15 protein-coding genes and 1 pseudogene are annotated in these 19,115 nt (G+C 49.6%); 10 read left to right on the top strand and 6 right to left on the bottom strand.

The genetic code is table 11. The features are described 5' to 3' along the window. Window positions 1–28 precede the first annotated feature (28 nt). The 7 genes from ABY802_RS03430 to modC are packed head-to-tail and all read left to right on the top strand — an operon-like array spanning window position 29 to window position 4,408. Window positions 29–592 carry a molybdenum cofactor synthesis domain-containing protein gene (locus tag ABY802_RS03430; protein WP_372625610.1) on the top strand — a complete coding sequence of 188 codons (564 nt, stop codon included), beginning with the start codon at window positions 29–31 and terminating at the stop codon, window positions 590–592. A gap of 1 nt (window position 593) precedes the next feature. Next, window positions 594–1,085, top strand: a complete 492-nt coding sequence (gene moaC / locus ABY802_RS03425) for a cyclic pyranopterin monophosphate synthase MoaC (RefSeq protein ID WP_372625609.1) — start codon at window positions 594–596, stop codon at window positions 1,083–1,085. Then, the gene (locus ABY802_RS03420; protein ID WP_372625608.1) at window positions 1,082–1,333 is read left to right on the top strand and encodes a MoaD/ThiS family protein; all 252 of its coding nucleotides are present in this window, start codon (window positions 1,082–1,084) and stop codon (window positions 1,331–1,333) included. Before moaC ends, ABY802_RS03420 begins: the two co-directional genes overlap by 4 nt. 1 nt (window position 1,334) lies before the next feature. After that, entirely contained in the window at window positions 1,335–1,784 is a 450-nt protein-coding gene (moaE, locus tag ABY802_RS03415) for a molybdopterin synthase catalytic subunit MoaE (protein ID WP_372625607.1), read from the top strand. Window positions 1,785–1,787: 3 nt separating this feature from the next. Beyond that, on the top strand, window positions 1,788–2,552 hold the full coding sequence (gene modA / locus ABY802_RS03410; protein ID WP_372625606.1) for a molybdate ABC transporter substrate-binding protein: 765 nt from the start codon (window positions 1,788–1,790) through the stop codon (window positions 2,550–2,552). A gap of 3 nt (window positions 2,553–2,555) precedes the next feature. Next, window positions 2,556–3,257, top strand: coding sequence for a molybdate ABC transporter permease subunit (gene modB, locus ABY802_RS03405; RefSeq protein WP_372625605.1), 702 nt, complete (start codon window positions 2,556–2,558; stop codon window positions 3,255–3,257). Beyond that, window positions 3,254–4,408, top strand: a complete 1,155-nt coding sequence (gene modC, locus ABY802_RS03400) for a molybdenum ABC transporter ATP-binding protein (protein ID WP_372625604.1) — start codon at window positions 3,254–3,256, stop codon at window positions 4,406–4,408. The genes modB and modC overlap by 4 nt, the downstream gene beginning before the upstream one ends. Window positions 4,409–4,492: 84 nt before the next feature. Here modC and ABY802_RS03395 read toward each other — a convergent pair. The 5 genes and pseudogenes from ABY802_RS03395 to narL all read right to left on the bottom strand — a co-directional run. Next, window positions 4,493–4,675, bottom strand: a pseudogene (locus ABY802_RS03395) (YfhL family 4Fe-4S dicluster ferredoxin); the annotation flags it as partial. A gap of 4 nt (window positions 4,676–4,679) precedes the next feature. Beyond that, window positions 4,680–6,008 carry a tRNA 5-hydroxyuridine modification protein YegQ gene (yegQ, locus tag ABY802_RS03390; RefSeq protein WP_372625603.1) on the bottom strand — a complete coding sequence of 443 codons (1,329 nt, stop codon included), beginning with the start codon at window positions 6,006–6,008 and terminating at the stop codon, window positions 4,680–4,682. Further along, a complete protein-coding gene (locus ABY802_RS03385; protein WP_372625602.1) occupies window positions 6,002–7,624 on the bottom strand; it encodes a thiamine pyrophosphate-binding protein in 1,623 nt (540 codons plus the stop codon). The genes yegQ and ABY802_RS03385 overlap by 7 nt, the downstream gene beginning before the upstream one ends. Before the next feature lie 122 nt (window positions 7,625–7,746). After that, complete coding sequence (gene glp, locus ABY802_RS03380; protein WP_372625600.1) at window positions 7,747–8,967, bottom strand: gephyrin-like molybdotransferase Glp; 1,221 nt, start codon at window positions 8,965–8,967, stop codon at window positions 7,747–7,749. 26 nt (window positions 8,968–8,993) lie between these two features. Continuing rightward, window positions 8,994–9,647: a two-component system response regulator NarL gene (gene narL / locus ABY802_RS03375; protein WP_290612736.1), complete on the bottom strand. Its 654-nt coding sequence runs from the start codon at window positions 9,645–9,647 to the stop codon at window positions 8,994–8,996. Window positions 9,648–9,964: 317 nt separating this feature from the next. Between narL and ABY802_RS03370 the strand changes: the two genes are divergently transcribed. Continuing rightward, on the top strand, window positions 9,965–11,581 hold the full coding sequence (locus ABY802_RS03370) for an MFS transporter (RefSeq protein WP_372625599.1): 1,617 nt from the start codon (window positions 9,965–9,967) through the stop codon (window positions 11,579–11,581). 119 nt (window positions 11,582–11,700) lie between these two features. On the opposite strand, the gene ABY802_RS03365 is transcribed toward ABY802_RS03370, so the two are convergent. Then, a complete protein-coding gene (locus tag ABY802_RS03365; RefSeq protein WP_372625598.1) occupies window positions 11,701–13,488 on the bottom strand; it encodes an ATP-binding protein in 1,788 nt (595 codons plus the stop codon). A gap of 356 nt (window positions 13,489–13,844) precedes the next feature. On the opposite strand from ABY802_RS03365, the gene ABY802_RS03360 reads away from it, so the two are divergent. Together ABY802_RS03360 and narH are read left to right on the top strand one after the other, a co-directional pair. Further along, window positions 13,845–17,561 carry a nitrate reductase subunit alpha gene (locus ABY802_RS03360; RefSeq protein ID WP_372625597.1) on the top strand — a complete coding sequence of 1,239 codons (3,717 nt, stop codon included), beginning with the start codon at window positions 13,845–13,847 and terminating at the stop codon, window positions 17,559–17,561. A gap of 16 nt (window positions 17,562–17,577) precedes the next feature. Beyond that, window positions 17,578–19,113, top strand: a complete 1,536-nt coding sequence (gene narH, locus ABY802_RS03355; RefSeq protein ID WP_372625596.1) for a nitrate reductase subunit beta — start codon at window positions 17,578–17,580, stop codon at window positions 19,111–19,113. Window positions 19,114–19,115: the final 2 nt, after the last annotated feature.

Genomic DNA, 19,115 nt, shown 5'->3' with positions numbered 1-19,115 from the left:
CTGAATTTACTCAATAACGGAGTGCATTATGCCAAGGCCTGATTTAAGCCGGTTTTATCCGCTATCAATAGCAGTACTTACCATCTCGGACAGTCGAAGCAGAGCTAATGACAGCAGCGGCGACTTGCTCTGTCAGCTGCTGCAAACCGCAGGTCACCAATTAGCCGAGCGGACATTATTGCCGAACAACAAATATCAGATACGTGCTGTGTTAAGTCAGTGGATCGCAAGCGATACCATTCAGGTGGTGTTGCTGAACGGTGGTACTGGATTTGCTGCGGGCAACTGTACGGTCGATGCATTAACACCACTGCTGGATATACAGGTAACGGGCTTTGGCGAGTTATTTCGCCAGTTATCCTTTAACGAATTAGGCTCAGCCGCATTGCAATCTGGCGCTTTGGCTGGCCTGGCCAATGGCACTTTGCTATTCGCGATGCCGGGCTCCGGCGGCGCCTGCACAGTGGCAATGCAACAGTTGATTTTGCCACAGTTAGATAGCAAAACCGGCCCCTGCAACTTTGTTGCACATATAAAAGGTAACTTTGTTGCTCATGTGAAAAACAACCCAATCAATAAATGTGGAGCCTGAAATGAGTGAATTCCCACATTTGACGCATCTGGATCAAAGTGGCGCCGCTGCCATGGTCGATGTTAGTAGCAAGCAAGACACTAAGCGGCTGGCCCGTGCCGGCGCAGTAGTATTTACCACGCCGGAGGTGATCAGTTTAATTGAGCAGGCATTGCTAAAAAAAGGCGATGTACTGGCCACCGCCCGCATTGCCGGCATTATGGCAGCGAAAAAAACCAGTGAGCTTATTCCGCTGTGTCATCCGCTTATGCTAAGCAAGGTATCGGTCGACTTTCAGCTACTGCCAGCGCAAGGTCAGATAAAAATTGAAAGCTGCTGCGTGCTAAGCGGCCAAACCGGCGTCGAGATGGAGGCATTAACTGCTGCCAGTATAGCAGCGCTAACCATTTACGATATGTGTAAAGCGGTAGATAAGGCGATGACCATTAGCGAGATCCGGCTGCTGGAAAAAACCGGCGGTAAGTCGGGGCATTATATTTCGGAGGCAATATGATTAAAGTTCTGTTTTTTGCAGCACTGCGTGAACGGCTGGATTGTGAACAATACCTGCTTAGTTGTGAAGGCAACACCTTGGATGTGGCGTCAGTGCTCAGCCAACTGCAACGCCGTTGCCAAAACTGGCAGCAAGAACTAAGTCGCACCGACTTACTGTGTGCAGTAAACCAGCAGCTGGTGCCGCTAACCGCCAGCGTGCAGGATGGCGATGAACTGGCATTCTTTCCCCCGGTAACCGGAGGCTGATATGAGCATATTTGTCGCCGTACAAAGTGATGATTTTTGTCTCGCCAGTGAATACAGTGAGCTACGCCGTAATGCAGCCTGTGGAGCAATTGTCACATTTAGCGGCCTGGTGCGGGAGCTGCATGATACCGTTTTGCATGGCATGACGCTGGAGCACTACCCTGGAATGACCGAACAGGCACTTAACCGCATTGCCACCGATGCACTTAACCATTGGCAACTGGCTGCTGTACATATTATTCACCGTGTAGGCAGGCTTAAGCCAAATGAGCAAATTGTGTTTGTCGGGGTTGCCAGCGCCCACCGGGCCGCGGCGTTCGCAGCCTGCGAATTTATTATGGATTACTTAAAAAACCGCGCTCCGTTCTGGAAAAAAGAACATACCGCAAGCGGTGATTACTGGGTAGAGCCGAAAGCCAGTGATCAACAGGCATTAACACGCTGGGAGTAGCCAATGCTGCGTTGTTTATTGTGGTGCTGTTTAATCGTTATGCTGCCATCAGCTGCCAGCGACAAGTTGATGCTGGCGGCAGCGTCAGATTTACGCTATGCCTTAGATGAGGTCATTCTGCTGTTTCGCCAGCAGCACCCCACCACAGATATTGATGTTGTATATGGCTCAAGCGGCAAACTCAGCACGCAAATTCGCCATGGCGCGCCTTTTGACGTGTTTTTTTCAGCTGACAGCCGCTTTCCTGAGCTGCTGTACCAGGATGGTCATGCGGTTACTGCGCCACAACCTTACGCGGTGGGTCATTTGGTACTGTGGAGCCCATGGCGAAATATGTCAGAGGTTGAGCTGCATCAGCTGAAAAACATGACGTTTCGCCGCCTGGCCATTGCTCAACCCGCGCATGCGCCTTATGGCCAGCGCGCCAAAGAAGCTTTGCAAACTCTTGGTCTGTGGGAAGAGCTTGAACCAAAGCTGGTGTATGGCGAAAACATCGCCCAAACCGCACAATTGGTGCAAAGCGGCGGCGCAGACATTGGTATTATTGCGCTGTCATTAGCAAAGTTTCCTGAATTGGCCAAACAAAGTTATCACCTTATTCCGACAGACCTGCATCAGCCGCTTACCCAGGCTTTTGTGGTTACCCGTCATGGCGCGGATAACCGTGCTGCTCAACATTTTAGCGCCTTTATGAAAAATCCGGCAACGCTAACGGTAATGCAACGCTTCGGCTTTGAACTGCCAGCAACTCTGCCAGCACAGGACTAAGCCATGCCTGAGCTTCTTTCAACATTGAGTAGTCAGGACTGGCAAGCCATCCAACTCACCCTTAAGCTGTGTTTATACACCACGGTAATTTTACTACTGCTGGGTACCCCACTGGCCTGGTGGTTATCGCTTAACCACAGCAAACTGCGCACCGCCATTCAGGCGATAGTGGCGCTGCCACTGGTATTGCCACCCACTGTGCTGGGTTTTTATTTGTTACTACTGCTGGGGCCGCATGGCGCTATCGGCAGTACCCTGGAGCAACTGGGGCTAAACCATCTGGCATTTAGCTTTAGTGGCATTTTAATTGGCTCGGTAATTTACTCACTGCCCTTTACCGTGCAGCCTTTATTGGAAAGCTTTCGACGCATGGGACCAAGGCCGCTGGAAGTCGCCGCCACTTTAGGTGCCAGCAAGCTGGATCAGCTGTTTAGTGTAATACTGCCATTATGTCGTGGTGGGTTTGTCGTTGCCGCAACCTTAACCTTTGCCCATACTTTGGGCGAATTTGGGGTTATTTTAATGCTCGGTGGCAGTATACCCGGCGAAACCCAGGTGTTATCGGTACTGATTTATGACCACACCGAAGCTATGAATTATGCGCAGGCACATCAGTTATCGTTAGGGTTATTAATTACCGCCTTTGCCGTGCTGTTTATTGTATATGGGTTAAACCGCCGGTTTGAACGCGAGGCCCTACTATGATCAGCCTGTTGCAACATACCGCCCAGCACTGCTGGAAGTATATTAGCCCGCCACGCCAAATAGCAGCGGCGCCTGAGTGCCAAACGCTTACCGTGCAGTTAAGCCTGGCCCGTGGCGAATTTTCACTGCAAATACATAATAACCTGCCACTAAAAGGTATCACCGCCCTGTTTGGCCGCTCGGGCTGTGGCAAAACCACCCTGCTGCGCGCCATCACCGGGCTCGATCGCCATGCCAATGCGCAAATTTGCCTTAACGACACGCCATGGCAACAGGGTAAAGAATTTGTGCCGGTGCATCAGCGCCGTATTGGTATGGTGTTTCAGGACAGCAGCTTATTGCCACACTTATCGGTTGAACAAAACCTGTTGTATGGTTTTAAACGCCGGGCTAAAAATAGCGTTGTACAGCTTGAACCAGAGCAGGTGATAAGTCTACTTGAACTGAGTACCTTACTGGCGCTGCCACCGGCGCAGCTGTCCGGCGGTCAGCGGCAGCGCGTGGCACTCGGCCGCGCATTATTAAGCCAGCCACAGTTACTGCTGCTGGACGAACCACTGGCATCGCTGGATCAGCAAAGCCGCAACGAAATTTTGCCATTTTTACAGCGCATTGCCAGTCATACCTGCATACCTATGCTGCTGGTTAGCCATCAGCTGGACGATGTTGTCAAACTGGCCGATCAGCTGGTGTTAATGCAGAATGGCCGCATCATCAGTCAGGGCCCACTGCCACAGCAACTCATGCAGCCACAGCTTGCCGCCAGCGGCGCAATGTCACTGCTGCATGCCAGAAGCCACGGCTGCAACCAGCACCTGCTTAAGCTCAGTGTTGGCCAGCAACAGTTGCAACTGCCGGCACCAATGCATACCGGCAACGCAAACTACTCACCCACCGCATACCGTTTACGCATTCAGGCCCGCGATGTCGCGCTTAGCCTGGCGCCACTTAACGACAGCTCAGTCAGTAATCAGCTTAAGGTTAGCATCATTGGCTTTAATACCGCCCCCCACCCGGCTGAAACTCTGGTGCAGCTAACACTGGAAGGCCAGCCGTTGCAGGCGCTACTGACAACACAGTCGGTTGAACGATTGGGGTTGCAGATTGGCCAGCAGGTTTATGCACAGATAAAAGCGGTAGCGTTGGATTAGAAAGAAACAATGCTACATTTCCTCTTCTAAGGGCGTAATCGTACGCCTTTACCGTTTCCATATGAGCGCTTAAACGCTATCAACTAACTCAATACAATCTATTGGGCATACAGCAATACAGGTTGGCTTGTCGTAGTAACCAATACATTCTGTACACAGTGCCGGGTCTACTTCGTAATGCTTTTCGCCCATGCTAATAGCGTCGTTCGGGCATTCGGGCACGCACATGTCGCAATTAATGCAGCTAATATCAATGACAGCGGGCATGCTGTTACACCACCCCGCCCGCTGCATTAATGGCTAAATCACTTGCGGTTGTTGCCGCTGCCGGCAACTGCTTTAGCAGCATGGCAAAACGCAAATCAGTGCGCAGTGGTAATTGAATTTTCAGCTGATAGCACGCCCCGGGGGCCAGCACAATATTGTTGTCCTGCTTATCGCGCAGCGCCTGTAAGGTAAAACTCTGGTTACCTTGCGGCGTCATTAGCAGCAGGCTATCACCAACGCTAAACTGGTTTTTCACCTCCAGCAGCGCAAAACCTTCACTGTCCTGCTCGCCTATAAACTCACCGACTAACAGCTGCTCGCCAACACTGTGACTGGTATCGTAGTTTTGCGTATCCTGTGGTTTATGCCGGCGCAAAAAGCCTTCGGTAAAACCGCGGTTGGCCATGCCGTTAAGCTCAGTGAGTAACGTTGGATCAAACGCTTTACCGGCCACGGCATCATCAATTGCCTGGCGATACACCTGTGCGGTGCGGGCAACATAATACGGCGATTTAGTACGCCCTTCTATTTTCAGCGAGTGCACGCCCATATTGGTTAACGCCGGCACATGCGCAATAGCGCGTAAGTCTTTTGAATTAAGAATATAAGTGCCGTGCACATCTTCATCTATGGCCATCAGCTCACCGGGGCGACCCTGCTCTTCTAACATTGCGGGTGTGGTTATCGGTTTAAACTGGCCTGCTTCATCCTCTGTCGCACCGTGCACCTGATACGGCCAGCGACAACTGTTAGTACAAGCCCCCTGATTCGGATCGCGTTTATTAATGTAGCCCGATAACAGGCAGCGGCCGGAATAGGCCATACACAGCGCGCCATGCACAAATACCTCCAGTTCCATTTCTGGTACTTCGCGTCGAATGTCAGCAATTTCTTCCACCGCCAGTTCACGCGATAAAATAACCCGCTCCACCCCCTGCGTTTGCCAGAATTTCACTGCCGCCCAGTTCACCGTATTAGCCTGCACCGACAAATGCAGTGCCATACCCGGGAAATGCTGTTGTAACAGATAAATAACACCAGGATCAGAGACAATAAGTGCATCGGGACCAAGCGCCACCACTGGCATCATATCGGCAATAAAGCTTTGTAGCTTGCTGTTATGTGGCGCAATATTAACCACCACATAAAACTTTTTACCAAGGGCATGAGCTTCATTAATACCCGTGGCAAGCGCCGTTAAATCAAACTCATTGTTGCGTACCCGCAAGCTGTAACGTGGCTGGCCGGCATATACGGCATCGGCGCCATAAGCAAAAGCAAGGCGCATGGCTTTTAAACTGCCGGCCGGTGACAATAATTCAGGTATTAACATGGTGTCAGTCTCTCTTTTGTCGCAGCCTTAAAGCCTGCAGCAAAATTATTTAAACGCTCTGTCCGGCTGCTACTATCCAGCATTACCTCAATCAGGCTAAAACGCATATCACTGGCCAATGCCAGCGCTAAAGCCTGGTTAAAATCGGCCAATGAACTAACCTGCATGCCATTTCCTCCCATAGTGCGAGCCAGATCAGCATACTTCCAGTTACTTAAGTTGGTACAGTTAAGCCCGGGCGAAAACGCCTCTATCATGTCCCAGCGCTGGTTATTAAACACAATGACAACAGGTGCAAAACCATAGCGGGCGCAGTGCCCAAGCTCCAGCCCGGTCATTAAAAAGGCACCATCGCCTACCAGCACTACCGGCCGCAGGCCAGTAACCGCCTGTACACCAAACGCCGCGGGCACCGCATAGCCCATTGACGCATAAAAGGCAGGCGCAAGCATTAAACTGGGTTTGGCGTGAAGTGAAGCAAATAAACAATCGCCAATATCTGAAATTAGCGGCATGGTGTTATGGCGCTCTGATAACATCTTATCCAAACACTGCACCAAGCTGCTGGTATTCAGCCGCTGCTCGGGTTCAGTAGCGGCCAATGTTGGCAAAATCAATGATTTAAACGGAGGTATTGCCTGGTTTAGTAGCGCCGCCAATAGTGGCTGCAGCCCCAGCTGTTTATAAGTTGTGTCGTTCAGGGTTAACTGGTTCTGATCAATACAAAGTAGCTTTCCTGGTGGGAATAATTCAGCATGAGCAGCAAAATTACTGTCCGTTTTAATCACACCAACCTGAATAATCAGATCGGCCTCTTTAAGCAGCTCTGCCGGACGAACATCCGTTTTATCTAAAAAGATACCACCATACAGAGGATGTTGCTGATCAAAGCTGGCGCGGCCCATCAGGGTGCTGACAAAGGGAATATTCAGCTTGCTGGCCAGTGCTTCCAGCTCGGCTACGGCACCAAAGCGCCGCACATCCACCCCGGCCAGGATCACCGGTTGTTTCGCTTGCCTTAAGCGCGCGGTAAGTTGTGTTACCGCAGCATCAAGCTCAGCCTGAGGAATATCGGCAATTTGATAAGCAGGTGCCAGAGAGGTGGTAAACTGTACTGCGTCGCGCGGTATTTCAAGCAAAACCGGCCGGCTCTGCTCTTTGGCGGTTTGCAGTGCCGCCCGAATATCTTCACCGGCGCGGGCCGGGTTATCTAAGCGGAACTGGAACGCGGTAATTTCCCGGTAAATATCACGTTGTGAATCGACCGTTTTAGCCTGATGATGGATTTGCAGGCCACGCTCAATCTCAGCCTGACTGGGAAAGCCGGCAATAACGACCAGAGGGACGTGTTCAACATACGCCTGGGCCACCGCATTAACAGCATTTAATGCGCCAGCACCGTAAGTTAGGATCACGACTGCCGGTTTATTGCTGATCCGGGCAGCGGCATCGGCGGCAAACACGGCTGAGGGCTCATGGCTTAAATAATACAGCGGCAGCGTGCTGCGCTGCTGTAATTGTTCAAACAGCGGCAGCACAAAATCACCAGGAATACCAAACAGTTGTTTAATTTCGAAAATGTCAAACTCATGTAGCAATACATCCACCAACAACATAACCTGCTCCGGGCCATTACCAGTGCAGACAGTCTGCAGATATTCGTTTTAGCCAGTGTTGATGCAGATCAAGCCTGCGCCAGCTTGTGCTGGCGCAAAGGTGGTATGTGTTGTGTTAACTATCAGCGTAACAGCACTGAAAACGGCTGTATTGATACGACTTCACCGGCAGGCAGGCTGGCGCTGTCAGCCGGCAGCACGATATAGCAATTGGCGTTGGCAATCGAGCTGAGCATACCCGAACTTTGGCTGCCTAATGTTTTCACCTGTAAACCTTGTGCGTCTTGCCAGTACCAGCCTCGCTGATAATCCTGACGCCCGGGTTGTTTTTTCAAAGGCACACTGCATGTCGCCTGCAGTAAAGAGGGTGTACCTTCGTGGGTTTCACCGCTAAGTTTGCGCAGCACCGGCTGTACCAGTTGCTCTAAGGTCACTACGGCCGCAACCGGATTACCGGGTAAACCAAAGAACCAGCAATTATCTAACTTACCAAAAGCAAACGGTTTACCCGGTTTAATCGCCACCTTCCAGAACGCAATCTGGCCAAGTTTCTGCAAAATTTGCCGGGTATAATCGGCCTCGCCTACCGACACACCGGCACTGGTAATAAGGACATCGGCTTCGGTCATTGCCTTTGCAAACGCCTGTTCTATAGCAACCGGATCATCAGGTAGCAAACCCAAATCAAGCACCTGTGCACCGAGGCGTTGTAGCATCGCCGCCATCACATAGCGGTTACTGTCATAAATATGCCCTGATAATAACGGCTGGCCCGGTGGCAGTAATTCATCACCGGTTGAAAATATTGCGACCTTAAGCTGTCGCAACACGTTAACGCTGGCATAACCTAATGACGCCAGTAAGCCAAGATCGGCAGGCCGTAATTTATGGCCTGCCGCAAATACCTGCTGACCTTTAACAATATCTTCACCGGCGAGGCGAACATGCTCACCTGCTTCAGGTACTATCTGACAATGGATCTGCTGGCGTGGCCCGGTCTGGTTTAGCGCGACCTGCTCCTGCATAACGACAGTGTCCAGTTCAGCTGGCATTACCGCGCCCGTGGTAATACGCACACAACTGCCAACCGGCACGGTCTCGTGATAAGCATGCCCTGCCAGCGCAGAACCAATCACATCTAATGGCTGATCGGGTTTTACGTCTGCAGCTCGCAGTGCGTAGCCGTCCATTGCTGCATTATCATAACCTGGCACATTGATTTCAGATAAAATTGGCTGCGCTAACACGCGATCCAGTGCTTCGGCCAACGGCACCGTTAGCGATTCAGATAACGCTGATACTTCGGCCAACATCTGGTCAATGGCACGCGCTGCAGTTAACATGTTTTTTGTTGTACCGCTCTCCTTCATCAGGCTTTAGCTCCCTGTTGGTTGACCATCCATACCGCTGCTTCAACCCGCGAACGCAACCCAAGCTTTTTCAATAAGTGTTTAACATGCACTTTTACCGTGCCATCAGAAATATTCAGCTCCCGGGCAATGAGTTTATTGCTCAAACCTTTGGCAATAAAACTAAGGATTTCGTGTTCACGATTGGTCAGACTATTCAGTTCAGCAGACGTTTTTACCGCGGGCCGGCGCAATGCAGTGGCGAGGACTTGTGTAATGGCTTCACTGAGCACCATTTTACCGGTAAGGGAGCGTTTAATCTGTTCCAGTAACATTTCAGGATCGCTGTCTTTTAACAGATAGCCATCTGCGCCATTACTAATAGCATTTACCACGTCTTCATCAGCATCAGAAACGGTCAGCATCACAATGCGTGAGGTAACCCCTTCATCGCGCATTCTTTTTAAGGTGGCAATACCGTCCATACCCTGCATATTTAAATCCAGAATTATTAAATCCGGGTCAAGTTCAACTGCCATCGGAATAGCGTCAGCACCACTGCTGGCCTCAGCCACCACTTCAAGCTCATCTTCTAACGCTAACAATTGCTTAAGCCCTTTGCGTAAGAGTGGGTGATCATCCACTAACATAATGCTGGATTTTTGCTCTGCCATGTTTTGCTCCAAATGTAATTCGGCTTAATAATGCTATTAGCTTATAACAAGCAGGAACAAACATTGATATAAATCAGTAAAATGATAACTCTTCAGCACCACCACCCTGGCGTAAAACCGGTTATCTCGTTAATTACATTGATCTTATCTTCATGATTTTAATACAGTAAATTTAAATACTCTTTTATGTCTACCACCTTATAGGTACCTACAACTAACCTCCTGGCTTAAGGTGCTAACACCGAAGATACATTGTGACATTGCTCATCGCCCTGCATAGTTCCTTACGCTAAAAAGGCTTTTAACAGGAGTGACCTATGTCAGATCTTAAACAGTGGCAACCAGAAGATGAACACTTCTGGCAAACAACCGGTAAGCGAATTGCGAATCGCAACCTGTGGATTTCTATCCCTAGTTTGCTCTGTGGCTTTGGGGTGTGGATGTTGTGGAGTATTGTCACCGTACAAATGCTCAACGTGGGTTATCCGTTCAGTACCGCCGAGTTATTCACCCTCACTGCAATTGCCGGCTTAACGGGTGCAACGCTGCGTATTCCCTCCAGCTTCTTTGTTCGTTTGTGTGGCGGGCGTTACACCTTGTTCCTTACTACCAGTTTGCTCATGATCCCTGCCGTTGGCACCGGACTGGCGCTGCAAAGTATCGACACACCGCTGTGGGTGTTTCAGCTAATGGCGCTGCTTTCGGGTATTGGCGGTGGTAATTTTGCCTCATCAATGTCAAATATCAGCTTCTTTTTCCCGAAAAAACAGCAAGGCTTAGCATTGGGTTTAAACGCTGGTCTGGGTAACTTTGGTGTCACCACGGTACAAATTCTGGTGCCTATTTTCATGTCTTACGGCGTGTTCACCTTACTTGGCGGCGGTGAGCCGATGGTTCTTGAAAAAGCAAGCGGTACCGTTACCGGTATTATCCCCGCGGGCACCGAAAGCTGGATCCAAAACGCAGGTTTTGCCTGGCTAATTACGCTAATCCCACTGGCCTTTTTACTCTGGTTTGGCACTAACAATATACATACCGAAGAAGTCACCCCCAAGCTGCCTTCTGCTGCAAAGTCGTTCAGTATTATCCTGGCAATGCTGGGCATTGGTTTTATTACCTCTATTGCCGGTTTATGGTTAATTTTGCCGGAGTCGGCTAATGGTTCCGGCTTTGGCATTCCGAAAGAGATCGTGCTGATAGCCATCTTGTTTGCCACCGTGTTTTTATTAAAGCTGTTGCCTGGCGCCATTCGCACCAGCCTGGATCGCCAGTACAAAATCTTTAATAACAAACATACCTGGGTAATGAGTGTGCTGTACGTCATGACCTTTGGCTCGTTTATCGGTTTCGCTGCTGCTTTTCCGTTGTCTATTAAAGTGATTTTTGGCTATAGCCACATCATGGTCGATGGCGTAATGACTCATAATACGTCTAATCCGAATGGCCCCAGTGCCCTAACGTACGCCTGGATTGCGCCCTTTGTTGGCGCACTAATTCGTCCTGTTGGCGGTTGGATTGCTGATAAATTGGGTGGCGCTTTCGTGACACAACTTTGCTCGGTGGTAATGGTGCTATGTGCGTTAGGCGCAGCTTACTATATGCAACTGGCGTATCAAAGTGCCACTCCCGAACAGTACTTTGTGCCCTTTTTTCTGATATTTTTAGGGTTATTTGCCGCCAGTGGTATTGGTAATGGCTCTACTTTTCGGACCATTGCCGTGGTGTTTCCCAAAGAGCAAGCCGGCCCGGTATTAGGCTGGACATCAGCTGTCGCTGCTTATGGCGCGTTTTATATTCCACAGGTGCTGGGTGAGCAAATTAAAGCCGCGACGCCAGAATACGCCATGGTGGGTTTCGCGATTTTCTATGCTCTGTGTTTGTTAGTTAACTGGTTTTTTTACTTACGCAAAAATGGTGAGTTTTATAATCCATAATCAAACTCATATCACACCGCTTAAACAGCGCGAGCGTGTTGCTTTTAAAAGCAACACGCTCAATCTCTATCAGACTGCCATTAACGCGTTTTACCACGTCGGTCTTTTCAGGTAGTACATTATGCGCTTTGCTGTTGCATCAGATACCCAGGTGTAAAACTGAAATAAACGCCGGTACCACCTGCATTACGGCGTTTAATCTCAATCTCACCGCCTAAGTGCTTACTGCGTTCCTGCATAATTGCCAGACCATAGTGATTCATTTTTTCGGCTGATTGCGGAATACCAACGCCATTATCTTCAATAGACAACACGATCGATTGATCTTCTTGTTGTTGTAAATTAATAACAACCTCGGTACCAGCACTATGGTGTACCGCATTTTGACTGGCCTCACGGATAATTTGCAGCAGATGGATCTCTTCATGTGGTGCTAACGGAACATTGGTTAACTGATAATTAAGCTTTATTTGCATACCCGACTGCTCACTAAGCTGTTTTGCAGTCATCTGCAGCGCACTGTGCAAACCGCTACCATCAACTTTAAGCCGGAAGGTCGTCAATAACTCACGTAGCTGCCGGTAGGCCGCATCTAAACCCTGTTTTAACTCAGCAGACACATCAGCGATGGTATCTTTATCGTCCTTTTGTGTCGCTTTATTTAATCGGGTCACCTGAATTTTCAAATAAGAAAGTGCCTGCGCCAATGAATCATGTAATTCACGTGCAATTACAGTACGTTCCTGCATCAATGCCAGGCGCCGAACCTGCTCTTCCTCAGATTTTAAACTCATTGCCAGCGCTAGTTGATCCGCTACCGCCGCCAGCAACTTTTGCTGCCACAGCGCTAACTCTTGACCTTCATCGATACGCGCGACCAACACCCCATATTTTTTCTGGTCTCGCTGCAACAAATAATTATAGATATCACTGCTGCAGCCCGAGGGCTGCGGCGAGCTCAAACAATCACCGCAATTTTTCTGTGCGCAAGGATCTGATTCACTGTCACCCGGTAACACTTGCATATAAGGCTTGTCGCCCTCTTTCGTAAACAAACACAGCTCCAGGTTGTCTACTTTCACTACCGTTTTTAATTCAGCAATTATTTGAGTAAAATCCAGATACTCTGGAACATGTTCACTAATTCTCTGTGCGGTATTATATAAAAAACGTAAGGTGGTATTTGAATGTTTCAGCGCTTCAGTCTGCTCGTCGACGCGCTTTTCCAGGTTACCGTACATATACGAAATAGAATCGCTCATCTTATTAAAACTATGCGCCAGCGCGCCAAGTTCGTCGTTATTTACCACACTGACTCTTTTGGTAAAATCACCCATCGCCACTTGCCGCGCGCCTTTAATTAACTCCTCCAACGGCTGTTGCACCATCACCTTCACCCAGTAAATCACGATGGCTGACAATAATACGGTTGCCAACAATGCTATTAACTGCAATGTACGAAAACTACGGATTTTATCTTCAGCATCTTGCTGAATTAAAGACACCAGCTGCTCCAGCAACACCATTTGCCGCCCTAATGCTTGCTCCATTTGCCCTAAAGTAAGCGTGCGCTGGGTGACTTGCGGTTCAAGTTGTTGCCAATGCTGCTTAGCGGTATTAAATTGCTTTGCTATTTCAGCATGTTGCGTAAAGCGAGTGAATATCGGATGTTGCCAGCTTTGATTAAATTGGGTTGTTGCTTCCTGCAGCTTTTGCTCATCTGGCTGCATTGCCAGCCAGGCAACCCGATAACTTTGCATTCGTAATGAACCGGCGACATTGACAGCAAGGGCATCACTGTCGGCTTTATCTGACAACCAGTACGATGCCAGCATAGTGCCGATCGCCAGGGTGACGATGCATGCCAGCGCAATATTAATCCGGGTAACCATTGAAAACTGTCGCATAACCACTCCGCTTTTTAACAACTTAAGCATACCTGTTTATTCGTTATTATGCCGCAATACTACTAAATACAGCCGAAACACCCCTCAAAATAGCGGGCACAATTGAGCTACCTCTTTTTTCCCGCCAGGGTAGTGTTTTTTTTAATCTCTACACCTGCGGGGGTAGAACAGCCACTATTGTCAGCCATCCAGCCACACTACGCACTACCACCTTGTAGGTATTTCTGTTTTTTATCATGCATTTAGCCCTGTAGCGACGTTGATCCAAATCAAGCATCATCGGCCTGTTGTTTCTATAGTGTGCATATCAGACGAGCAAGACATCTGTTCATGCCGGATAAGACCAGGAGCCATATATGAGTCACCTTCTCGACAAACTACGCTATTTTAAATCACGGAAAGAACCCTTTGCCGACGGGCACGGTATTACTACCGAGCAAGATCGCCGCTGGGAGCAAGGCTATCGTGAACGGTGGCAGCACGACAAAATTGTCCGTTCTACCCACGGGGTTAATTGCACCGGCTCTTGCAGCTGGAAAATATATGTTAAAAATGGACTGGTCACCTGGGAAACCCAGCAAACTGATTACCCGCGCACCCGTCCAGACTTACCAAACCACGAACCGCGGGGCTGCCCGCGCGGCGCCAGCTACTCCTGGTATATATACAGTGCCAACCGGCTGAAGTACCCCAAAATGCGGCAACAACTGATGATGTTGTGGCGTGAAGCTAAAGCGCAGCACGCTGATCCGGTTAAAGCCTGGGAATCTATTGTTTCCGATCCGGTAAAGGCAAAAAGCTACAAAGAACGCCGCGGTTTAGGTGGCTTTATCCGGGTAACCTGGGATGAAGTAAACGAGCTTATTGCTGCCTCGAACGTTTATACCACTAAAAAGTATGGTCCGGATCGGGTAACCGGCTTCTCGCCTATCCCTGCCATGTCAATGGTGTCGTATGCGGCAGGAGCCCGTTATTTATCATTAATTGGTGGTAACTGTTTAAGCTTCTACGACTGGTATTGTGACTTACCGCCTGCTTCACCGCAGGTATGGGGCGAGCAAACCGACGTGCCCGAGTCTGCCGACTGGTATAACTCAAACTACATTATTGTCTGGGGCTCGAATGTGCCACAGACCCGCACCCCGGATGCTCACTTTTTAACTGAAGTGCGCTACAAAGGCACCAAAACCTGCGTCATTACCTCAGATTATTCTGAGGCGTCAAAATTTGGTGATACCTGGCTGGCGCCACGTCAGGGTACAGATGCCGCACTGGCTATGGCTTTTGGCCATGTTATTTTGCAGGAGTTCTATGTTAATAACCCCAGCGCCTACTTTACTGACTATGTCCGCCGCACAACGGATATGCCGATGCTGGTTATGCTGGAGCCCGGTGATAAACACCTGACACAGGGTCGTTTTTTACGTGCGGCCGATTTAGTCGATAACTTAGGCGAAGATAATAATCCGGATTGGAAGACCATTGCCCTGAATAAAGATGGCCGCTTAACCAGTCCCAATGGTGCTATTGGCTATCGCTGGGGTCAAAGTGGTAAATGGAACCTGGAACAAAAAGACAAAGACGGCGAACTGGAACTGCAGTTAACGCTGAAAGATGGCCATGATGAATTGGTTGATGTTGGCTTTCCTTACTTTGGTGGCGCACCGCACGAGTATCAGTATTTTCAGCATACTGCGCATGATGATGTGCAAATCCGGAAAATTCCGGCCAAGCGTGTTGAGTTAGCCGATGGCAGCAGCGTATTGGTTGCCACTGTATTTGATTTAATGCTGGCGCACTACGGGGTAGATAACGGTATCGGTGATGAAAACCGCGCTAAATCCTTCACCGACAATGTGCCTTACACCCCAGGCTGGCAGGAAGCCATTACCGGTGTCCGACCAGATGACGTGATCCGCGTTGCTACCGAATTTGCTCGAAATGCAGACAAAACACGTGGGCGTTCGATGGTGATCGTGGGTGCGGCACTGAACCACTGGTACCACATGGATATGAATTACCGCGGCCTGATTAATATGCTGATGATGTGCGGCTGTATCGGCCAAAGTGGCGGCGGCTGGGCGCATTATGTTGGTCAGGAAAAACTGCGCCCACAAACCGGCTGGACGCCATTGGCCTTTGCCCTTGACTGGCAACGCCCGCCTCGTCATATGAACGGTACCTCGTTCTTTTACAATCACTCCAGTCAGTGGCGTTATGAAAAACTGGACATGACAGAAATTATTTCTCCTCTGGCCAATAAAGAAAAATGGAGCGGCAGTATTCTTGACTTTAACGCCCGCGCCGAGCGGATGGGCTGGTTGCCATCAGCGCCGCAACTGGGAGTAAACCCGCTGGGGCTCGCAGCAGAAGCCAAAGCGGCTGGAGTTGAGCTAAAAGATTATGTACTGGATCAGCTGAAAAACCGCAAAATTAAATTTGCTTGTGAGCAGCCTGAAAGCCCGCAAAATTTCCCGCGCAATATGTTTATCTGGCGCTCGAACTTACTGGGCTCCAGCGGCAAAGGCCATGAATATATGCTGAAGCATTTGCTGGGTACGAAACATGGTTTACTGGGCAAAGACTTAGGCGAGTTTGGCGGTAAAAAGCCGCAGGACATTGAGTGGACTGACGATGGCGCTGAAGGCAAAGTCGATTTATGGGTAACGCTGGATTTTCGGATGTCCACGACCTGTCTGTATTCCGATATCGTGCTACCAACCGCTACCTGGTATGAAAAAGACGATATGAATACTTCGGATATGCACCCGTTTATTCACCCGTTAACGGCTGCCATAGACCCGGTATGGGAAGCCCGCAGTGACTGGGAAATATTTAAAGGCATTGCTAAAGCGTTTTCAAAAGCATCTGTCGGGCATTTGGGGGTAGAGACCGATGTGGTTACCACACCGATGCACCACGATACCCCGGCCGAGCTGGCACAACCCTACGGCGTAAAAGCCTGGTGGAAAGGCGAATGTGAGGCTATTCCGGGTATGACCATGCCACATATTAATGTGGTAGAGCGCGACTACCCCAATACCTATGCCCGCTTTACATCGGTTGGACCGTTGCTGGAAAAACTTGGCAATGGCGGCAAAGGCATCGGTTGGGATACTAAGGTTGAAGTAGATTTTTTACGTCAGTTAAACCGGGTGCACACCGATGAGGGCGTTAACAAAGGCATGGCTAAAATTGACAGTGCCATAGACGCCTGTGAAATGATTTTATCGCTAGCGCCGGAAACGAACGGCCAGGTAGCCGTTAAAGCCTGGGCTGCACTGAGTAAAATGACCGGGCGCGACCATACCCACCTGGCATTACCAAAAGAAGACGAGAAAATCCGCTTTGCCGATATCGTGGCGCAGCCGCGCAAAATCATTAGCTCTCCTACCTGGTCGGGGCTGGAAGATGAACATGTGTCGTACAACGCAGGTTATACCAACGTGCACGAGCTGATCCCATGGCGCACCATTACCGGCCGCCAGCAGTTTTATCAGGATCACGAATGGATGCGCGACTTCGGTGAGCAATTGTGCAGCTACAAGCCGCCGATTAATCTAAAAACTGTTGAACCAGTGTTAAATAAAAAATCTAATGGTAACAAAGAGATAGTGCTTAACTGGATTACGCCACACCAAAAGTGGGGCATTCATAGTACCTACTCTGACAACCTGTTAATGCTAACGCTGTCACGCGGCGGCCCTATTGTCTGGCTTAGCGAAATTGATGCCAAAGCCGCGGATATTGAAGATAACGACTGGATAGAAATATTCAACGTTAACGGTTCAATCTCAGCACGAGCGGTGGTGTCACAACGCGTGCCCGAGGGCATGAGCATGATGTATCACGCTCAGGAGCGGATTGTAAATATACCGGGTTCAGAAATGACCGGCAGTCGCGGTGGTATCCATAACTCGGTGACCCGCGCGGTAATGAAACCCACCCATATGATTGGCGGCTATGCACAGCAAGCCTATGGCTTTAATTACTACGGTACGGTCGGCTGTAACCGCGACGAGTTCGTGGTGGTGCGTAAAATGAGCAAAGTTGACTGGCTGGATACTAAATAAGGTTGGAGTAAGCAATATGAAAGTTAGAGCCCAAATAGGCATGGTGCTGAATTTAGACAAGTGCATAGGTTGCCACACTTGCTCCATCACCTGCAAAAACGTCTGGACATCGCGCGAAGGCGCAGAATATGCCTGGTTTAACAATGTTGAAACCAAGCCCGGTATTGGTTATCCGAAAGACTGGGAAAATCAGGATAAATGGAAAGGCGGCTGGACTCGCGAGAAAAACGGCAAACTGGTTCCTAAAATTGGTGGCAAGTTGCGGGTATTGGCCAACCTGTTCGCTAACCCCGACTTGCCCGAAATTGATGATTACTATGAACCCTTCGATTTTGATTACCAGCACCTGCATAACGCCGGTGATACCAAACACCAGCCCGTTGCCAGGCCACGCTCGCTGATCAGTGGTCAGCGGATGGAGAAAATTGAATGGGGTCCAAACTGGGAAGAAATTCTTGGTACTGAGTTTGCTAAACGTAAAAAAGATCAGAACTTTAACGAAGTCGTGCAAAAGGATATTTACGGCCAGTTTGAAAAAACGTTTATGATGTACCTGCCCCGTTTGTGCGAACATTGCCTGAATCCGGCGTGTGTCGCCGCCTGCCCAAGCGGTGCTATTTATAAGCGCGAAGAGGATGGCATAGTACTGATTGATCAGGACAAATGCCGCGGCTGGCGCATGTGCGTTTCGGCCTGCCCCTACAAAAAAATCTACTACAACTGGAAAAGTGGTAAGTCGGAAAAATGTACTTTCTGTTTCCCGCGGATTGAAGCCGGACAGCCCACCGTATGTTCAGAAACCTGCGTGGGGCGTATTCGCTACTTAGGTGTGTTGCTGTACGACGCTGATAAAATTGCCAGTGCCGCAAGCACGCCAAACGAGAAAGATTTATATCAGGCACAACTGGATATCTTCCTCGACCCATTCGACCCCGATGTTATTTCAGCGGCCAAAGCTGAAGGTATTACCGATAACTGGCTTAAAGCGGCGCAGCGTTCTCCGGTGTATATGATGGCGATGCAGTGGAAAGTCGCCCTGCCGTTACACCCGGAATACCGGACACTACCCATGGTCTGGTATGTGCCACCGCTATCCCCCATTCAAAGTGCGGTGCAGGCCGGGCATGTTGGAATGAATGGTGAAATTCCGGACTTAAAATCGCTGCGGATCCCGCTGCGTTACCTGGCCAATTTGCTTACCGCTGGTGATGAAGAACCGGTAGTCCGCGCACTGGAGCGAATGATCGCAATGCGCGCATTTAAACGCTCTCAGCAGGTAGATGGCGTGGAAGATCTGGAGGTATTAACCCAGGTTGGTTTAACCGCAGTGCAAGTAGAGGAAATGTACCGCTACATGGCGCTGGCAAATTACGAAGACCGCTTTGTTATCCCTACCAGTCACCGGGCTTATGCTGAAAATGCATACGATATGAAGAGCGATTGTGGCTTTAGCTTTGGCAATGGCTGTGCCGGCGGCGAGAGCAAACTGAATATTTTTGGCGGCACCACCAAAGGTGTTCGCAAAGTCATTCCAGTGACGATGAAGGAGTAAAC

The organism is Arsukibacterium sp., assembly GCF_041616895.1.
GTDB lineage: Bacteria > Pseudomonadota > Gammaproteobacteria > Enterobacterales > Alteromonadaceae > Alishewanella.
This window is presented reverse-complemented; position numbering and strand designations above follow the sequence as displayed.

Excerpts from the sequence above, each read along its gene's own strand:
- narH (WP_372625596.1), top strand. The coding sequence starts at position 17,578 with ATGAAAGTTAGAGCCCAAATAGGCATGGTGCTGAATTTAGACAAGTGC.
- moaC (WP_372625609.1), top strand. The coding sequence starts at position 594 with ATGAGTGAATTCCCACATTTGACGCATCTGGATCAAAGTGGCGCCGCT.
- ABY802_RS03420 (WP_372625608.1), top strand. The coding sequence starts at position 1,082 with ATGATTAAAGTTCTGTTTTTTGCAGCACTGCGTGAACGGCTGGATTGT.
- moaE (WP_372625607.1), top strand. The coding sequence starts at position 1,335 with ATGAGCATATTTGTCGCCGTACAAAGTGATGATTTTTGTCTCGCCAGT.
- narL (WP_290612736.1), bottom strand. The coding sequence starts at position 9,647 with ATGGCAGAGCAAAAATCCAGCATTATGTTAGTGGATGATCACCCACTC.
- ABY802_RS03385 (WP_372625602.1), bottom strand. The coding sequence starts at position 7,624 with ATGTTGTTGGTGGATGTATTGCTACATGAGTTTGACATTTTCGAAATT.
- yegQ (WP_372625603.1), bottom strand. The coding sequence starts at position 6,008 with ATGTTAATACCTGAATTATTGTCACCGGCCGGCAGTTTAAAAGCCATG.
- modA (WP_372625606.1), top strand. The coding sequence starts at position 1,788 with ATGCTGCGTTGTTTATTGTGGTGCTGTTTAATCGTTATGCTGCCATCA.
- ABY802_RS03370 (WP_372625599.1), top strand. The coding sequence starts at position 9,965 with ATGTCAGATCTTAAACAGTGGCAACCAGAAGATGAACACTTCTGGCAA.
- modC (WP_372625604.1), top strand. The coding sequence starts at position 3,254 with ATGATCAGCCTGTTGCAACATACCGCCCAGCACTGCTGGAAGTATATT.
- modB (WP_372625605.1), top strand. The coding sequence starts at position 2,556 with ATGCCTGAGCTTCTTTCAACATTGAGTAGTCAGGACTGGCAAGCCATC.
- ABY802_RS03430 (WP_372625610.1), top strand. The coding sequence starts at position 29 with ATGCCAAGGCCTGATTTAAGCCGGTTTTATCCGCTATCAATAGCAGTA.
- glp (WP_372625600.1), bottom strand. The coding sequence starts at position 8,967 with ATGTTAACTGCAGCGCGTGCCATTGACCAGATGTTGGCCGAAGTATCA.
- ABY802_RS03365 (WP_372625598.1), bottom strand. The coding sequence starts at position 13,488 with ATGCGACAGTTTTCAATGGTTACCCGGATTAATATTGCGCTGGCATGC.
- ABY802_RS03360 (WP_372625597.1), top strand. The coding sequence starts at position 13,845 with ATGAGTCACCTTCTCGACAAACTACGCTATTTTAAATCACGGAAAGAA.